Source organism: uncultured Roseovarius sp. (assembly GCF_947489715.1).
Lineage (GTDB): Bacteria > Pseudomonadota > Alphaproteobacteria > Rhodobacterales > Rhodobacteraceae > Roseovarius.
In genome coordinates this window covers 429,342-443,899 of the sequence record NZ_CANLER010000002.1, presented here as the reverse complement: position 1 = coordinate 443,899, position 14,558 = coordinate 429,342, and the positions used below count along the sequence as shown (strand labels likewise).

Sequence of the window (14,558 nt, the reverse complement as noted above, 5' to 3'; positions counted from 1 at the left end):
CCCTACTCCCTCACGATCCGGAACCGCGTCAGCATGATCGCCAGCACCATCAGCAGCAGCGCCGTCGCCAACATGATATCGGCCAGGTAGGTCGGCACGCCCACTGCGCGGCTCATGCTGTCCGCGCCCACGAAAATGCCCGCGACGAACAGCGCCGCCGCCACCACCGCCAGCGGATTGAGCAGCGCCAGCATCGCCACGATGATGCCGGTGTAACCAAAGCCGGGGCTCAGATCCAAGGTCAGGTTGCCTTTCAGCCCCGATGCCTCGGAAAAGCCGGCCAGCGCCGCCAGTCCGCCGGACAGCAGCGCCGTCTTGATCAGCACCGTATTGACCGGGATGCCCGCGAATTGCGCCGCTTCACGGTTCAGGCCCACGGCGCGCATCTCGTATCCCAGCGTCGTGCGGCGTTCGATCACCCAGACGACACCGGCCGCGATCAGCGCCAGCGCAAAGCCCCAATGCAGGCGCAGCCCGTCAAAGATACGCGGCAGCCGCGCCTCGGGGATCAGCCGCGCCGATTTCGGCCAGCCCATGCCCATCGGGTCCTTCAGCGGCCCCTCCAGCAGCATCGAAATGAACAGCAGGAAGATGAAATTGAACAGAAGCGTCGTCACCACCTCGTCCACGCCGAACCGGACTTTCAGCAGGGCAGGGATCAGCAGCACCACCGCGCCCGCAAGCATAGCGACGACCGCAATCGCCGGCAGCAGCAGCCCGGCGGGCCAGTTCAGCATGCCCGTGCCCAGCACGACTGTGATCAGCGCCCCGGCATATAGCTGCGCCTCGGCGCCGATGTTCCACAGCTTGGCGCGAAAGGCGACAGCGACCGCCAGACCGGTAAAGATTAGGGGTGTTGCCCGGTTCAGGGTCTCCAGCAGGGCAAATTTCGACCCCGCCGCGCCTTTCAGAATCTCGCCCAGCACCAGAAACGGATTGGCCCCCGCGATCATCGCCAGCAGTGACGCGATCACCACGGTCGAACTGATCGCGGCGAACGGCAGCAGGGTCGAGCGGGCCACGCCCGGGTTGGCGATCGGTTCAAGACGCATGCGCAGGCTCCGCTTCAAATCCATGGCCCGCCATCCACACGCCCAGCTCGGCCGGGCTCATGGTGCCGCGGGCGAATTCGGGGGAAAGCTGGCCTTCGGAAATTACGTGGATCACGTCCGAGAGGGCCATAATCTCATCCAGGTCTTCTGAGATCAGCAGCACCGCCGCCCCCTTGTCCCGCGCCTCCAGCAGACGCGAATGCACGTAGTTGACCGCGCCGATATCCAGCCCTCGCACCGGCTGATTGGCCAGGATGATGCGCGGCTCGGATTCCAGCACCCGGCCCAGAATCAGTTTTTGCATGTTACCGCCGGACAGCAGCCGGATGCGCGTGCCGGGCCCGGGGCAGCGCACGTCATACGTGTCGATCACCTCGCGGGTGAACGCTTCGGCGCGGCCCCAGTTCATCCAGCCCCGGCGACTGAAAGGCGCGTCCTTGTAACTTTCCAGAATGGCGTTTTCGGTCAGATCGAACTCGGCGATGGTGCCGGTTTTGTGCCGGTCCTCGGGGATGCGGCCCACGCCGCTATGCACCGCCTCGCGGGCGGTCCAGTTGGGATGCGCGCCATCCTCCAGCGTCAGCGTGCCGCTTTCCGGCTGGATCAGCCCGCCGATCAGATCGGCCAGCGCCGCCTGTCCGTTGCCCGACACGCCCGCCAGCCCGGTGATCTGCCCGGCGCGCAGATCCAGCGTCACCTGTTTCAGGCCGGGCGCATTGCCCTTGTCGGGGGTGCAGACGTCTGCCAGGCTCATCAGCGCGGGGCCGGGGGTGGCCGGGGCCACTTCGGGCGCATGGACCTCGCTGCCGACCATCAGCGCCGCCAGCTTGTGTTTATCGGTGTCGCTGGTGCGCTCCTCGGCCACCATCTTGCCATGCCGCAGGATCAGCACCCGATCCGAGATCGCCATCACCTCGTGCAGCTTGTGCGAAATGAAGATGATCGACAGGCCCAGATCGACCGCCTCGCGCAGGGTCTCGAAAAGATCGTCGGTTTCCTGCGGCGTCAGCACGGCAGTGGGCTCGTCAAGGATCAGGATTCGCGCATCGCGGTAGAGCGCCTTGAGGATTTCGACCCGTTGCCGCTCGCCCACGGTCAGCGTGCCGACGATGGCATCGGGATCGACCTGCAGGCGGAATTCTTCGGCCAGGCGTACGATCTTGGCCCGTGTCGCCACGCTGTCCAGATTGGTCTTCCACAGCGAATGCGTGCCCAGTGTGACATTTTCCAGCACGGTCATGTGATCGGCCAGCGTGAAATGCTGGTGCACCATGCCCACGCCCGCATCCAGGGCGGCGCGCGGATTTCCCGGCGGAATGGTCTGGGTGAAGACTTCGACCGTGCCGCTGTCGGCGGTGTACTGGCCAAAGAGGATGTTCATCAGCGTGGTCTTGCCCGCGCCGTTTTCGCCCAGCAGTGCGATCACCTCACCCCGGTGCAGTGATAGGCTGACCGCATCATTTGCGACCAGCGCGCCAAAGGTCTTGGTGATCCTGTCCAGGCGCAGGACGACCTGCGCGCGTTTTTGCACGTCGTCCTGCTTTGCCATTTACGACGACTTCGGCTCTTCGTCGTTGATCTCGACGCTGAAGGCACCGGATTTGATCTCTTCAGTGCGTTTGTTAACCATATCCATCGCTTCTTGCGGTACTTTGCCTTCGAACGTGCCAAGCGGTGCCAGTGATGAGCCGCCTTCCTTCATGAAGGAATAGACACCGTAATCGGCGGCGGCGAACGTGCCCGCCTGAACCTGCGCAATCGCCGCATCCAGTGTCGGTTCGAAATGCCAAATTGCCGAGGCGACGACGGTTTCGGGATAATCCGCTTGCGTGTCGATCACGTTGCCGATGGCCAGAATGCCCTTTTCCTGTGCGGCGTCCGAAACCCCGAAGCGTTCGGCATAAAGTACGTCCGCCCCGTTTTCGATCATCGCAAAGGCGGTTTCCTTGGCCTTGGGCGGATCGAACCACGAGCCGATGAAGCTGACTTGGAACTTGATGTCCGGGTTCATCTCATGCGCGCCCGCCATGAAGGCATGCATCAGCCTGTTCACTTCCGGGATGGGGAAGCCGCCGACCATGCCGATATTGCCGGTCGTGGTCATCGACCCCGCGATGATCCCAGACAGGTAGGACGCGTCTTGAATGTAATTGTCGAATACCGAGAAATTCGGCAGGCTCGGGTCTTCCTTGAAGCTCGATCCCATCAGGAACGCGATATCTGGGTATTCCGCCGCCACTTCGCGGGCTTCCTGCTCGGCGCCGAACACCTCGCCGATGATCAGCTTGTGGCCCTGTTCGGCATATTCGCGCATCACGCGGGTATAGTCGGTGTTGCTGACATTTTCCGAGTAGGTGTAGCTGATATCGCCGCGCTCCTGCGCGGTCACGGCAGCCTTGTGAATGCGGCTGACCCATTGCTGTTCGACCGGCACCGTGTAGATGCCCGCCGTCTTTATAGGGTCTGCCGCCAGCAGTTTGACCGGTGCACTTGCCACCAGCGTGGCCCCCGCCGTGGTGCCCAAAAATGCCCGTCGTGACAGCGCGCCGCGCGTTGGCAGATCAGTCCGTTTCATATGATTTCCTCCCAGTTTTGTTTTTTCTTTTACCGTTTGGTAAAATAATTAATGCGAAATTGCAAAGAAAAACGATTCCGCTCAGCCGAGTTATAGGCCGTGGATTTGCCCTTTCCTATGTCAGAATTTTTAAGGTTTGGTTCATCCAATCCTCAGGCCCTGCACAGCAGCCCCGTGATCCATGAAGATATGAAAATCTGTGCAGGAAACTGGTTGAATGCGCCAACTGCTTGTAGACTAATCGAAATCGCCCGGCAAAGCGCATCTCAGGAGCCGCAAATGAAATTCAAAAAGAACGGCCAGGACAGCGAAATGCTCAGCCATAATCAGGCGGCGATGCTGGCGAAACTGACAACCGAGCTGCATGTCCTGAACAAACACCGCTTTATCCGGATGCACAATTCCGTCTGGCGTCTTGTCAGCTTTCAGTTTCTGCGCGGGCTGGCTTTTGGGCTGGGTTCGGTCATGGGGGCAACGGTGCTTTTGTCGGTCTTGGTCTACTGGCTGGCGCAATTCGAATGGCTCCCTCTCGTGGGCGATTGGCTGGGTGAGCTTGCGCGTGAGATTGACCCCAGACGCCCTGATTATTAAGGGTTTTTTTACCACGAATATGAGTTTCAATTGATTTGAAGCCCAAGTTATGGCCCACTTTGCGACGGTTTATTATGTTCGGAATCGCGTGATGCTGTTGCTTGCTGGTTTAATGGGAATGTTGGCTGTCGGGGCGACCGCTCTGGTATGGCTGGACCTTGCCTACGATCCCAAGGAAGATCCGAAAAACGATAGTCTGGAAGATGGTGCTGAACCGTCTGATATTAGTGCTACTGACAGTGAGGACTTGATCGAGGCTGAGAGTGATGCGGCAGAAGTGGAAGATAACGTCTTCGCCACGCGAACCGACGCTGCGGACATTAGCAGCTTCTCCGCTGAAGACGACCGGCTGGTAATCGTCTTCAATGACCACTTCGATCCAGATCCCGAAGTTGGGCTGGAAGTAGACGAGCGCGATCTTTCCCGTGCGCATGTCACGTTGAACGGCATTCGTATTGCTGCGGTGGACGAGGCCGAGGGGCTGACACTTGACCACATCGCGCTTGTCGCGCAAAGCAGTGTTGAAATCCCTGCCGCAGCTTGATCACCGCCCGCCACCGGCCCGGTGGTTTCTGCTTTTCTTTCCGTGAAATATCTCCTATACGCTCGCATCTCTTCGGACTTTCGGAGGGATTTCTCCATAGGACCCTGCTGGACGACATCCCGGCTTGCGCCCTCAACCCTTGACTAAAAGGAGACCCCGATGTCGATCACAGTCGAAGAAAAAGCCCGCGTGATGAAAGATTTCGCAACCAAGGACGGTGACACCGGTTCGCCCGAAGTACAGGTTGCCATCCTGACCTCGCGGATCACCACGCTGACCGAACATTTCAAGACCCACAAGAAAGACAACCACGGTCGTCGTGGTCTGCTGAAAATGGTCGCCCAGCGTCGTAAACTTCTGGACTACCTGAAAGGCAAGGAAGAGGCGCGTTACCGTGACCTGATCCAACGCCTCGGCATCCGCCGCTAAGCCAGCCAGAGCGTAGAATTCAAACCGCGTCCCTTGTGCTGATCGGGGCGCGGTTTTTCTTTAGCTGCTTCAACGATCAACAAAGCACGCAATGCGTGATCCCGGCCGCCCGCCTTGTTGGCGCAAAATCAGTAACCCAGCCTGAACCCTGATCCACAGTTTTCCACTAGGTGGAGAACGACCGTTTATGTTGTGAACGGTCAGCAGCAATCCCTTTTGGCGATGGTCGTGGTCGCGTCGCCATATACACGTCGGTCCGGTCAAGTGCGCCCAGTTCCAGATAAAGGAAATCTTGTCCGGCGTAGCTGAGGAACGTCGTGAAGAAGATGGAGTGTCACGCGTCTTTATCGGTCATGACGGGTTTGTCGGACGCGTACCAGACTGAATGATTTGAAACAATTATTGGCCCCTGACGACGTCATATTGAAACAACGTTGCGGCATATCTGTCTCCATCCAGAAAATTAACACCACTCTCAGGAGACATGACAATGAAAACTCTGACCTTGTTTCTAACCTTGTCGCTGACCGGCACCGCCGCTTTCGCGCAGAATTTCAGCATGAACAGCCTGACCCCCACCTTGACCTTCCCCAAGGATACCTCCGAGGGCGATAGCGTCACGATGGAACGGATATCGGTCGACAAGTGATCGGGCGCGATGGTTTGGTCATGGACGCGTCAGGTGAACCTCCGCTGTGAAGGCGTAATCAGTAGCCGTCTGTTTTTTGTCCGTAAAACACCTTCACGACATCCTCGATGACATCCCATGTGACCCGACTTTCATCGCGCACGAAAAGGCTATCGCCGGGCACAAGCTCGGCGATAGACCCGCTATCGAGATCAATCACCCGGCATCGCCCTGACAATATTGTCATCAGCTCATCACCTTGTTCGGTACAGTCGAAAACACCCTTGGTGCAGCGCCAGATGCCCGCCCTGCTTGTATATCCCGGCCCACCCGCATCAATGCGCCCCGACGCCCGTGGTTCCCCTTCGCGGATAACGTAATTGCTGGCGGGATTATCAAAGGGCCAATCTTGCAACGGCCCCACGTCATCTCCTGGTCTGTATTCGATCATCTCTGGCTCCGAATGGCAGGTGTCACGCGGCCATCATACTAGCTGGTGACTATCGCCAATCACCAGATTGTTTTAACCGCCTCTCGTAAAAACCCTTGATTAAACCGCCATTTGGCGCAAACTTAGCTCATGAGTTTTCAGTCTTTAACCCCGTTTCCGGGGCCGCAGGGCACCCCACAAGTTGCCTTTCACCGAACCGAGCTTTCCGTCATCCTCTCGCTTTATGGCCGCATGGTCGCGGCTGGTGAATGGCGCGATTATGGTATCTCCTGCCTGCGCGATGTGGCGGTTTTTTCAATTTTCAGGCGCACCGCAGAAACGCCACTCTATCGCATTGAAAAACGCCCGAAACTGCGTCTGCGACAAGGTGAATACGCAGTGATCGGTCCCGAAGGGCAAGTGCTCAAACGTGGCTCGAATCTTGGGACTGTGCTGCGCGTGCTGGAACGCAAACTGATCCGCGCCGTCAAATGAAACTGCGTGCGGGATTGATATGCCTCCTGCTCATCCCCGGACCGGCCTTTGCCGATAATTGCGCCGCACTGAAAACGCTTGTCGGGCTGGCGCAATCAGACTTTGCCGATGGCAAACCCGATGATCTGCTCAGAGAGGTCGAAAGCTGTGATCTTTCGCGCGACGAAACCGGGATGCAAACCTATCTTTGCACTTGGAAATTCCATTATCGCGCGCCGGGTGCCGCAGCGGTATTCGATGTCCTGAACCGCCTCATTCCGGTCTGTGTTCGTGGCGTCAAATCCCTGCCAGAAGATACCGATGTGAACCATCCTGACAGTTACGAGTTGCGCCGCTATCAGCGGGGTAAAGTGGTGATCTCGACCTCGCTCAAGGACAAGGCTGAGCTTGAACAGACCCTTACCTTTCTGCGTCTGGACGTCAAATAATCAGCGCCGCGCCCGCACCAGATTGAGCATGGCCGGTACCCGTACGCCCTTTTCGGTATCAAAGGCCGCCATATTTTCTGCCACCGTTTCTTCGATCCGCTTTGTATCCGCTTCGGTGCCACCCTTATCCTTGATGATGCGCGAAGCCGGTCCCAGCCGAGTCGCAAAAGCGGCAATATCGGCAACCGACCCTTTAGGTGTCAGTTCCAGCGCGATCTCTGATATTTCGACAGCGTGCCACCCGGCATTGTTCAGGATGCTGTCGACATAATCGCGCTCCTGAAAGGCCATTGGCCCCGGCGCACGCGGATCAGAGGGTTCGGGTTTGCCCAGCACGTCCATCGCCGCTTGGGCGGGGATCGCAAACCAGGGGTTTTGCGCGGGACCGGACCAGGCCAGAAACACCATCTGGCCGCCCGGCTTCAACGGCTTCAAGATGTTGCGAAACGCCGCAACGGGATCGGCGAAAAACATCACGCCAAAACGCGAGATTACATGGTCATAACCCGCCTCGGCAAAGCCGTGGGTTTGCGCATCCCCTTCGATATAATTGATCCTGTCGAGTCCTGCTTGCGCCGTCCGCTTGCGGGCATGGTCCAGCATGAGGCCGGAAATGTCCGCGCCCGTCACATGGCCTGTCTCGCCAACCTGCCGCGCTGCAGCCATCGTGCTGGCACCAGTGCCGCAACCGATATCCAGTACCCGCTGACCTGGTTGCAATTCGGCCTCAACCAGCAATCGGTCCAACACTGGCTGCAACAGCAAATCCAACAAATCCTGATAATCGACCCATTGCTGGGCCGATCGCCAGTATTCTGGCTCGTCCGTATTCACGGCCATTCGGTCAATCGCCAGACTGTCCAGTCATCACACAGAGCAATTCAAAAAGGATCGAGGCGCCCAGAAACGCGGTCCCGCCCGACGCGTCAAAGGGTGGTGACACCTCGACCATATCGGCCCCGATGATGTTCAGCCCGGCCAGCTCGCGGCAAACCTGGATAGCCTGATAGCTGTTTGGGCCGCCCACCTCGGGCGTGCCGGTACCGGGTGCAAATGTCGGGTCGACGAAATCAATGTCATAGCTGACATAGGTCTTGCCGCTGCCGGCGATTGCGCGCGCCTCGGCCATTACATCTTCGACACCGCGGGCATGAAACTCTTCGATCAGGATCAGGCGGATGCCATTCGCGGCAGCGAAATCGCGATCCTCGGTGTCATACATCGTGCCGCGAATGCCGATTTGGACAACACGTTTCGGATCCAGCAGCCCCTCTTCCACAGCGCGGCGGAACGGCGTGCCGTGGGTATAGATCGTGCCGCCGAAATACGAATTCATCAGGTCGGTATGGCTGTCGAAATGCACCATGCCCATCGGTCCGTGCACCTTGGCCAGCGATCGCAATACCGGCAATGATGTCAGGTGATCCCCGCCTGCTGTCAATGGCGTTATCCCAGCAGCCAGCGCTGCATCGTAAAACGCTGTGATCCGTTCCATGCTGTCGATGATGTCCGCCGGGTTCGGTCCGACATCGCCCAGATCGGCGCAGTTGGCAGCTTCGAACGGTCGTGCGCCGCTGATCGCATGCTGAGCACGAATCATGGTTGACGCATCGCGCAATTGCCGGGGTCCATGCCGTGGTCCGGGTCGATTGGTTGTACCGCTATCCCACGGCACCCCGATCAGACCAATCTGCACATCGCCGAACCGCTCGTGCCCGTTTGGCACATAGGGCAGCCGCATAAAGGTCGGCACTCCGGCAAATCGTGGCAGATCAAATCCCGAAACAGGGTGAAAAAACGGATCGCTCATGATTGTCCTCCCAGACGTTTTCGCGCAGTCACCGGGCCCTCGCCCTGCGCCTCGATTCGATTGATCGCATCATGCAACGGCTCATATGCGACTGCCATGTGAAATGCGTTTGCATGCAGCAATGTCTCGGGGTCTGAAACCCAGGCCACGTGACCCTTCCAAAAGAGCAGATCACCACGCTTTAGTGGGGCATTCTCGGACAGGGGATCGCCCAAGCTATCGGCCTGCAAGTCGCTGTCACCCGCGCAGGGAAGACCACATGACAGGCACGCCGCCTGCACCAGACCGGAACAATCAATGCCAAAACCCGAGTTTCCGCCCCAAAGGTAAGGCGTGCCCAGATAGGTTTCGGCCACGGATACGGGATCATCCGCCAAATCGTTTAGCGCCGACAGGTGCGCGCGCGGCACATAGCCGCCGCTGACCTTGGCAAACCGCCCCTCTTCCCCAAGTGTTTTTACCTGGCTCATATGGCTTAATGCCGCTATTTCATGCGACTTTAGATCCGGTTCGGGATATAGATGTGTCATGCGCGTGCGGACCCGATGGGTCATCTTCTTGGGCGCACACAGTTGTTCGCTTAATACATACCCGACATAGCCGTCCCGGCTGAGTTGGACAAAAGACCATCCCTCGCGATCCTCATATACTGTCAGATTTTCTCCGCTCACCGCCTGACGCTCCCGTCTGCCGTGCGGCGCGCGCAGCAGGTCTGCCACCGGTACTGATACCTGACGCGCTACCCCCTTGGCATAGGTTGCGGCCTTGACCGAACCGCGTAAGGTTTCTGCCGCGACACGTTCGTTGGCGGGTGTCAGCCGACGGTCGCTCATAGTCCCATAACCTCTGGCAATGCCTCTAGTAATGCGCGCGCGCCCATGCCCACGCCGCCCTTGGGACGGCCCGGGGTAGCGTTCGGGTTCCAGGCATAGATATCAAAATGCGTATATGATCCCTCACCGGCAAAGCGGCGCAGAAACAGCGCGGCGGTAATGGATCCGGCAAAACCGCCTTTGGGCGCATTGTCCAAATCGGCGATCCCCGGCTCGATCATCGCCTCGTAGGGCATATGAAACGGCATCCGCCAAACCGGGTCAGCCACGCGGTCGGCTGCCATTTCCAGCGCTGCCACCATTGCGGAATCATCGGTATAATAAGGTGCCAGGTCAGGCCCCACTGCCACACGCGCCGCGCCGGTCAGTGTCGCCATCGAGATCATCTGGTCTGGCGCATCCTCGGCCCCCAGAGCCAGCGCATCGGCCAACACCAGGCGACCTTCGGCATCCGTATTGTTGATCTCGACCGTCAGGCCGTTGCGGGCGGTCAGGATATCGCCGGGTCGAAAGGCATTGCCGCTGACCGCGTTTTCAACCGCCGGAATCAACACCCGCAATCGCAGCTTCAACCCCAGTGCCATAATCATATGCGCCAGCCCCAACACTGTCGCGGCCCCGCCCATATCTTTTTTCATCAACCCCATGCTGCCACCGGGCTTCAGGTTCAGCCCACCCGTGTCAAAACACACGCCCTTGCCAATCAGCGTCAGCGCGGGTCCGGTATCGCCCCAACTGATGTCGATCAGTCGGGGCGCTTGTTCAGCGGCACGTCCCACCGTGTGGATCATGGGGAAATTCTGTTCCAGCAGCGCGTCTCCGCGGATCACGCTGATCTCGGCACCGTGCTGCGCGGCCAGATCGTGGCATGCTGCCTCAAGCTGATCCGGCCCCATATCCGCCGCAGGCGTGTTGATCAGATTGCGCGTCAGCACCTCACCCGCGGCGATGATCTCCAACCGGTCAGCATCGACGCCCGCAGGCGCAATTAGTCGGGCCTTGGCCGATTTCTGATCCTTGTAGCGGTCAAAGGCATAACCGGCCAGCAGCCAGCCCAACGCCTCTTCGGCGGCGCGTTCGGGGTCAAGACCTTGCAACCTGTAGGCGCCCTCGGGCAAATTCGCCGCCACAGCGGCAAGATGAAACCGCCCGCGCGCTCGTGCCGATGTCGTGCCATATCCGGCCAGCGCCATGTTCACAGCGCCGTCCTCATCCGGGATCAGCAAAGTGCTGCCCAATGCCCCCGAAAAGCCAGCATTCTTCACCCAGGCAGAAACCAAATCCGACTGGGTTTCCAGCCAGCCTTCAAGGCTGTCTGTCGCAATTACATGCAGGGGCCGGGCATCCGTTTTGTCAGAAGCAAAAGTAAGGGGCATCGCGCAAGCCTTTTTGCCGGGTCATTTCCTGACCCAGCCTATCGGTCTGTGCGCGACCTTCAAGTCATCAAATGGAAAGGTCCTGCAAATCCCAGATTTCGGTCAAGGAACGCTCACCGATGCGCAGCATACGCGCCATGGTGGCTGAAAGGGCAATCTTGTCGCCTGCGTCGATGCAGATGGTGACATCCAGCGCGACCTGCGCCAGCAGGGACATGCCAATCTGTTCGGCAATCGCCACCAGTGAACGTGCGCTCTTGCGCATGTCACCATGACGCATTTCACGGTAACACCGTTCGGTGTGCGACAAACGCGCTGCCAGTTCTTCAAGGGCACGGCACACGACATCTTCAGCTCCGGCCTCGCCCAGCTGGTGATACAATTCCTCCAGCCGGTCGGGATTTACCCGAACCGTTTCATCTTGTCTCAGCAAAGTCACCTGTTCCACATTCTCACCTTTTGCTTCACCGCCCCCATAGCTGAGATGACTATCGATGAAAGCAGTTCCCAAATCGTTTCGTGCCGGGAAAATTCTCTCTCGAATTCTTCTCGAATTTCTAATAACTACGAGCGAAACGTTCAGCGATAGCGGGAATGACGATGAAACATGCCATGCCACTGCCAAATTATCTGATCCAACGTTTTCACGGTTGGAAAGCGACCTCCTATGCCGAAAATCAGGCCTGGTATCGCCGCCTGGCCGAATCCGGTCAGCATCCGCGTGCGATGGTGATCTCGTGTTGCGACAGCCGCGTGCATGTCACTTCGGTCTTTGGCGCAGATCAAGGCGAGTTCTTCCTGCACCGAAATATCGCGAATCTGGTACCGCCCTACGTCACCGATGGTGCACAGCACGGTACGTCGGCTGCGGTCGAATATGCTGTGACCGCTCTAAAGGTAGCCCATGTGATTGTGCTGGGACATTCGGGATGTGGCGGGGTTCAGGGTTGCCACGACATGTGTTCCGGCAACGCCCCCGAGCTGGAAGAAAAATCATCTTTCGTGGGTCGCTGGATGGATATCCTACGCCCGGGTTATGAGCGTGTGAAGAACATCAAGGACCCGGTAAAGCGCACCGCCGCGCTGGAAAAAGAGGCGGTTTTGGTATCGCTGGAAAACCTGATGACCTTCCCCTTTGTCAAAGCCTCCGTCGACAGTGGCCACCTGACATTGCACGGGCTGTGGCATGACATCGGCGAAGGCGGAATCGAACAGTACAGCAACACGACAAAGTCATTCGTGCCAGTCTGACTGATGTAGAGATTTGCTTTTCAGAAAAGACGCGGGCTTTAGAAGCGGCCCGCGTTAATCCTTAGCTGCCGCGCCCGCGCTAGAATCGCATCCTCGACCGCGCGCTGCGTTGCATTGCTGACCGGCCCGCGCTGCGTTTGAAGTGCCACTTTAAGCGACCGTGCATCCAGCGCCGGATCACTTATCAGAACAGTGGCCCGATAAGCCTGTCCACCGCCGGGTGGGCGGCCATAACCTGTTGAAATCACGCCGGTAAACGGATCAGCGGTTTGAATTGGCAGAAAGCTCAGAACGTCCAGCGACGCGGTCCACAAGAAACGGTTGACCTTGACGTTTGCTTCGCTGTCTTTGAACGCATCGAGCAAGCTGGAGCCGGTTCCAACTTGGCGCTTCCGGGGCGGTCCGCCAACACGATTGACCGGCGCGGCTTCTTCGCCCGTATCATCCGCGCTGCTGCTGCCGCCCGAGAACCTGTCTCGAATGCTTCCACAGGACGCAACCATCAGTACACATGCCAGCGCCAGGCCGATTTTCTTCAAACGCAAGTGGATCATCTTACCATCCGGAACTGTTTCCTTAACCCTACTATCCAACGCGGGACAGTGGGGCAAGGTGTTTGCTGACGCTCATGCGGGAACGGCGGTCGGACCGCCGACGTCAAAGACAGTTTGCATCCCCGTGCCCACTCGGTCTATCCCTGTTCTGCGCCGATTGACCGGCTGTTCGATCCCTGACCGGAGACCTGAAAGTTGAGCCTCTCTGACATCACCGCCCGTATCCGCAAAGCCGAAACCGACGCTGGCCGCGATCCGGGCAGCGTGACCCTGATCGCCGTATCGAAGGTGCAACCCAATGACCGCGTGCAGGCCGTGCTGGACGAGGGCCACCGTATCTTCGGTGAAAACCGGGTGCAGGAGGCCGCAGGCAAATGGCCGGATTTCCGCAAATCCTATGAGGGCATTGATCTGCACCTGATCGGCCCATTGCAAACCAACAAGGCGCGTCAGGCATTTGAGCTGTTCCAGACCATACATTCAGTCGATCGCCCGAAATTGGCCGGAACCATTGCCCGTCTGGCGGATGAGACCGGCCATTGCCCGGACGTGTTTTTGCAGGTCAATACCGGTGAGGAAGATCAGAAGGCAGGGGTGATGCCAGCGCAGGCGGATGCTTTCGTGGCCGAATGCCGCGGCCTTGATCTGCCGGTCAGGGGCTTGATGTGCATCCCACCCGTTGACGAAGAACCAAGCCTGCATTTCGCGCTTCTGGCCAAGATCGCCGAGCGCAACGGGCTGACTGGCTTGTCGATGGGGATGAGCAGCGATTTTGAGAGTGCAATTGCGCTCGGCGCTACCCATATCCGTGTCGGCAGCGCAATTTTCGGTGCGCGCGATTACGGTGCATAGAGGTATGGATCAAACCCAGTAATGCGTTTCGAACTTGTTGCGGTCAAAACCGTAGGATGGGCGAAACCAGCGCGTTGCCACTAGGGTCTCACAATCAAACGCGTGCCGGGTGAGATCGTCCGGGCGATCCGGTGCAGATGGTCCCGGCGAAAGGCGACACAGCCTTCCGTGGGAAAACCGGGTCTTCGCCATTGGTGGATAAAGATGCACGATCCACGCCCTTTTTCTGCGTGGGGCCAGTTCCAATCTGTCACCAAAATCAGATCGTATAGTGGATCGGCCCGGCGCAGAACTTCATGGCTGTGAGCATAGGGCGCGCGCACTTTCAGATTATATGCCGCATCCGCCACATCATCTGACCACAGATCGCCGGGCCGGATCGGTATAGCCCAGGTCGCGGGAGGCGCCATCCGGTCCGGGCGATACAGCGTAGCAACAATCCGATGCGTCCCTACCGGTGTCGCTCCATCCCCCTCTTGCTTGTCAGACCGGATACCCCCACGCCCGATGGAACAGGGAAATCGCTGCCCTTGGAAACGCAGGCCCGTAGGCGTCAGTACAAGATCATCCGGTGTCATTCCTGCAAGACTGCACCAGCAATGCGATATTGAAAAGCGACATTGGCGGGTGCCGCGGCAGGCATTGCACAAGATGATCGCAAGAGCTGCGTTGCCAAGGACTCAAGCAGAGGCAAGCTCGGTCGGATCAGA

The 14,558-nt window shown here is 58.7% G+C and carries 19 protein-coding genes; 8 read left to right on the top strand and 11 right to left on the bottom strand.

Going from position 1 to position 14,558, the window contains the following annotated elements:
* Window positions 1–2 precede the first annotated feature (2 nt).
* Genes Q1B27_RS07835 through Q1B27_RS07825 form a run of 3 tightly spaced genes read right to left on the bottom strand, consistent with a single transcriptional unit; the run spans window position 3 to window position 3,627 of the window.
* Window positions 3–1,052, bottom strand: a complete 1,050-nt coding sequence (locus Q1B27_RS07835; protein WP_299846146.1) for an ABC transporter permease — start codon at window positions 1,050–1,052, stop codon at window positions 3–5.
* On the bottom strand, window positions 1,042–2,601 hold the full coding sequence (locus tag Q1B27_RS07830) for an ABC transporter ATP-binding protein (protein WP_299846143.1): 1,560 nt from the start codon (window positions 2,599–2,601) through the stop codon (window positions 1,042–1,044). Before Q1B27_RS07830 ends, Q1B27_RS07835 begins: the two co-directional genes overlap by 11 nt.
* Entirely contained in the window at window positions 2,602–3,627 is a 1,026-nt protein-coding gene (locus tag Q1B27_RS07825) for a BMP family protein (protein ID WP_299846140.1), read from the bottom strand. It lies immediately after the preceding gene.
* A 279-nt stretch (window positions 3,628–3,906) separates the two neighbouring features.
* Between Q1B27_RS07825 and Q1B27_RS07820 the strand changes: the two genes are divergently transcribed.
* From Q1B27_RS07820 to Q1B27_RS07805, 4 genes are all read left to right on the top strand, one after another.
* A complete protein-coding gene (locus Q1B27_RS07820) occupies window positions 3,907–4,218 on the top strand; it encodes a DUF5665 domain-containing protein (protein WP_299846137.1) in 312 nt (103 codons plus the stop codon).
* A 91-nt stretch (window positions 4,219–4,309) separates the two neighbouring features.
* Window positions 4,310–4,762, top strand: a complete 453-nt coding sequence (locus tag Q1B27_RS07815; RefSeq protein ID WP_299846134.1) for a hypothetical protein — start codon at window positions 4,310–4,312, stop codon at window positions 4,760–4,762.
* Window positions 4,763–4,921: 159 nt separating this feature from the next.
* Window positions 4,922–5,191 (top strand): 30S ribosomal protein S15, encoded by a 270-nt coding sequence (gene rpsO, locus Q1B27_RS07810; protein ID WP_299846131.1) that lies wholly within the window; start codon window positions 4,922–4,924, stop codon window positions 5,189–5,191.
* A gap of 490 nt (window positions 5,192–5,681) precedes the next feature.
* On the top strand, window positions 5,682–5,840 hold the full coding sequence (locus tag Q1B27_RS07805) for a hypothetical protein (protein WP_299846128.1): 159 nt from the start codon (window positions 5,682–5,684) through the stop codon (window positions 5,838–5,840).
* 58 nt (window positions 5,841–5,898) lie between these two features.
* Here the strand turns inward: Q1B27_RS07805 and Q1B27_RS07800 are convergent, their stop codons facing one another.
* A complete protein-coding gene (locus tag Q1B27_RS07800; RefSeq protein ID WP_299846125.1) occupies window positions 5,899–6,270 on the bottom strand; it encodes a cupin domain-containing protein in 372 nt (123 codons plus the stop codon).
* 129 nt (window positions 6,271–6,399) lie between these two features.
* On the opposite strand from Q1B27_RS07800, the gene Q1B27_RS07795 reads away from it, so the two are divergent.
* Window positions 6,400–6,744 carry a DUF2794 domain-containing protein gene (locus tag Q1B27_RS07795; RefSeq protein WP_299846122.1) on the top strand — a complete coding sequence of 115 codons (345 nt, stop codon included), beginning with the start codon at window positions 6,400–6,402 and terminating at the stop codon, window positions 6,742–6,744.
* Window positions 6,741–7,172: a hypothetical protein gene (locus Q1B27_RS07790; RefSeq protein WP_299846119.1), complete on the top strand. Its 432-nt coding sequence runs from the start codon at window positions 6,741–6,743 to the stop codon at window positions 7,170–7,172. Before Q1B27_RS07795 ends, Q1B27_RS07790 begins: the two co-directional genes overlap by 4 nt.
* On the opposite strand, the gene Q1B27_RS07785 is transcribed toward Q1B27_RS07790, so the two are convergent.
* From Q1B27_RS07785 to Q1B27_RS07765, 5 genes are all read right to left on the bottom strand, one after another.
* Entirely contained in the window at window positions 7,173–8,012 is an 840-nt protein-coding gene (locus tag Q1B27_RS07785) for a class I SAM-dependent methyltransferase (protein ID WP_299846117.1), read from the bottom strand. It abuts the gene before it with no gap.
* Between the two features lie 4 nt (window positions 8,013–8,016).
* Window positions 8,017–8,982, bottom strand: coding sequence for an agmatinase (gene speB, locus Q1B27_RS07780; protein WP_299846114.1), 966 nt, complete (start codon window positions 8,980–8,982; stop codon window positions 8,017–8,019).
* Entirely contained in the window at window positions 8,979–9,815 is an 837-nt protein-coding gene (locus tag Q1B27_RS07775; protein WP_299846111.1) for an NlpC/P60 family protein, read from the bottom strand. Before Q1B27_RS07775 ends, speB begins: the two co-directional genes overlap by 4 nt.
* Window positions 9,812–11,191 carry a M17 family metallopeptidase gene (locus Q1B27_RS07770; RefSeq protein ID WP_299846107.1) on the bottom strand — a complete coding sequence of 460 codons (1,380 nt, stop codon included), beginning with the start codon at window positions 11,189–11,191 and terminating at the stop codon, window positions 9,812–9,814. Before Q1B27_RS07770 ends, Q1B27_RS07775 begins: the two co-directional genes overlap by 4 nt.
* 67 nt (window positions 11,192–11,258) lie before the next feature.
* Window positions 11,259–11,639, bottom strand: coding sequence for a hypothetical protein (locus Q1B27_RS07765; protein WP_299846829.1), 381 nt, complete (start codon window positions 11,637–11,639; stop codon window positions 11,259–11,261).
* Window positions 11,640–11,791: 152 nt separating this feature from the next.
* Here Q1B27_RS07765 and Q1B27_RS07760 point away from each other — a divergent pair, with 152 nt between their 5' ends.
* Window positions 11,792–12,442, top strand: a complete 651-nt coding sequence (locus Q1B27_RS07760) for a carbonic anhydrase (RefSeq protein WP_299846827.1) — start codon at window positions 11,792–11,794, stop codon at window positions 12,440–12,442.
* Between the two features lie 38 nt (window positions 12,443–12,480).
* On the opposite strand, the gene Q1B27_RS07755 is transcribed toward Q1B27_RS07760, so the two are convergent.
* Window positions 12,481–12,996 carry a DUF3576 domain-containing protein gene (locus Q1B27_RS07755; RefSeq protein ID WP_299846105.1) on the bottom strand — a complete coding sequence of 172 codons (516 nt, stop codon included), beginning with the start codon at window positions 12,994–12,996 and terminating at the stop codon, window positions 12,481–12,483.
* A gap of 195 nt (window positions 12,997–13,191) precedes the next feature.
* Between Q1B27_RS07755 and Q1B27_RS07750 the strand changes: the two genes are divergently transcribed.
* Window positions 13,192–13,848 carry a YggS family pyridoxal phosphate-dependent enzyme gene (locus tag Q1B27_RS07750; protein WP_299846102.1) on the top strand — a complete coding sequence of 219 codons (657 nt, stop codon included), beginning with the start codon at window positions 13,192–13,194 and terminating at the stop codon, window positions 13,846–13,848.
* Between the two features lie 80 nt (window positions 13,849–13,928).
* Here the strand turns inward: Q1B27_RS07750 and Q1B27_RS07745 are convergent, their stop codons facing one another.
* Window positions 13,929–14,426, bottom strand: coding sequence for a L,D-transpeptidase family protein (locus tag Q1B27_RS07745; protein ID WP_299846099.1), 498 nt, complete (start codon window positions 14,424–14,426; stop codon window positions 13,929–13,931).
* Window positions 14,427–14,558: the final 132 nt, after the last annotated feature.

What these genes read in the sequence shown, in the direction of transcription:
- Q1B27_RS07800 (WP_299846125.1), bottom strand. Translation starts at nt 6,270, where the DNA reads ATGATCGAATACAGACCAGGAGATGACGTGGGGCCGTTGCAAGATTGG.
- Q1B27_RS07820 (WP_299846137.1), top strand. Translation starts at nt 3,907, where the DNA reads ATGAAATTCAAAAAGAACGGCCAGGACAGCGAAATGCTCAGCCATAAT.
- Q1B27_RS07785 (WP_299846117.1), bottom strand. Translation starts at nt 8,012, where the DNA reads ATGGCCGTGAATACGGACGAGCCAGAATACTGGCGATCGGCCCAGCAA.
- rpsO (WP_299846131.1), top strand. Translation starts at nt 4,922, where the DNA reads ATGTCGATCACAGTCGAAGAAAAAGCCCGCGTGATGAAAGATTTCGCA.
- Q1B27_RS07755 (WP_299846105.1), bottom strand. Translation starts at nt 12,996, where the DNA reads ATGATCCACTTGCGTTTGAAGAAAATCGGCCTGGCGCTGGCATGTGTA.
- Q1B27_RS07835 (WP_299846146.1), bottom strand. Translation starts at nt 1,052, where the DNA reads ATGCGTCTTGAACCGATCGCCAACCCGGGCGTGGCCCGCTCGACCCTG.
- Q1B27_RS07825 (WP_299846140.1), bottom strand. Translation starts at nt 3,627, where the DNA reads ATGAAACGGACTGATCTGCCAACGCGCGGCGCGCTGTCACGACGGGCA.
- Q1B27_RS07770 (WP_299846107.1), bottom strand. Translation starts at nt 11,191, where the DNA reads ATGCCCCTTACTTTTGCTTCTGACAAAACGGATGCCCGGCCCCTGCAT.
- Q1B27_RS07815 (WP_299846134.1), top strand. Translation starts at nt 4,310, where the DNA reads ATGCTGTTGCTTGCTGGTTTAATGGGAATGTTGGCTGTCGGGGCGACC.
- Q1B27_RS07790 (WP_299846119.1), top strand. Translation starts at nt 6,741, where the DNA reads ATGAAACTGCGTGCGGGATTGATATGCCTCCTGCTCATCCCCGGACCG.
- Q1B27_RS07745 (WP_299846099.1), bottom strand. Translation starts at nt 14,426, where the DNA reads ATGACACCGGATGATCTTGTACTGACGCCTACGGGCCTGCGTTTCCAA.
- Q1B27_RS07830 (WP_299846143.1), bottom strand. Translation starts at nt 2,601, where the DNA reads ATGGCAAAGCAGGACGACGTGCAAAAACGCGCGCAGGTCGTCCTGCGC.
- Q1B27_RS07775 (WP_299846111.1), bottom strand. Translation starts at nt 9,815, where the DNA reads ATGAGCGACCGTCGGCTGACACCCGCCAACGAACGTGTCGCGGCAGAA.
- Q1B27_RS07805 (WP_299846128.1), top strand. Translation starts at nt 5,682, where the DNA reads ATGAAAACTCTGACCTTGTTTCTAACCTTGTCGCTGACCGGCACCGCC.
- Q1B27_RS07795 (WP_299846122.1), top strand. Translation starts at nt 6,400, where the DNA reads ATGAGTTTTCAGTCTTTAACCCCGTTTCCGGGGCCGCAGGGCACCCCA.
- speB (WP_299846114.1), bottom strand. Translation starts at nt 8,982, where the DNA reads ATGAGCGATCCGTTTTTTCACCCTGTTTCGGGATTTGATCTGCCACGA.
- Q1B27_RS07760 (WP_299846827.1), top strand. Translation starts at nt 11,792, where the DNA reads ATGAAACATGCCATGCCACTGCCAAATTATCTGATCCAACGTTTTCAC.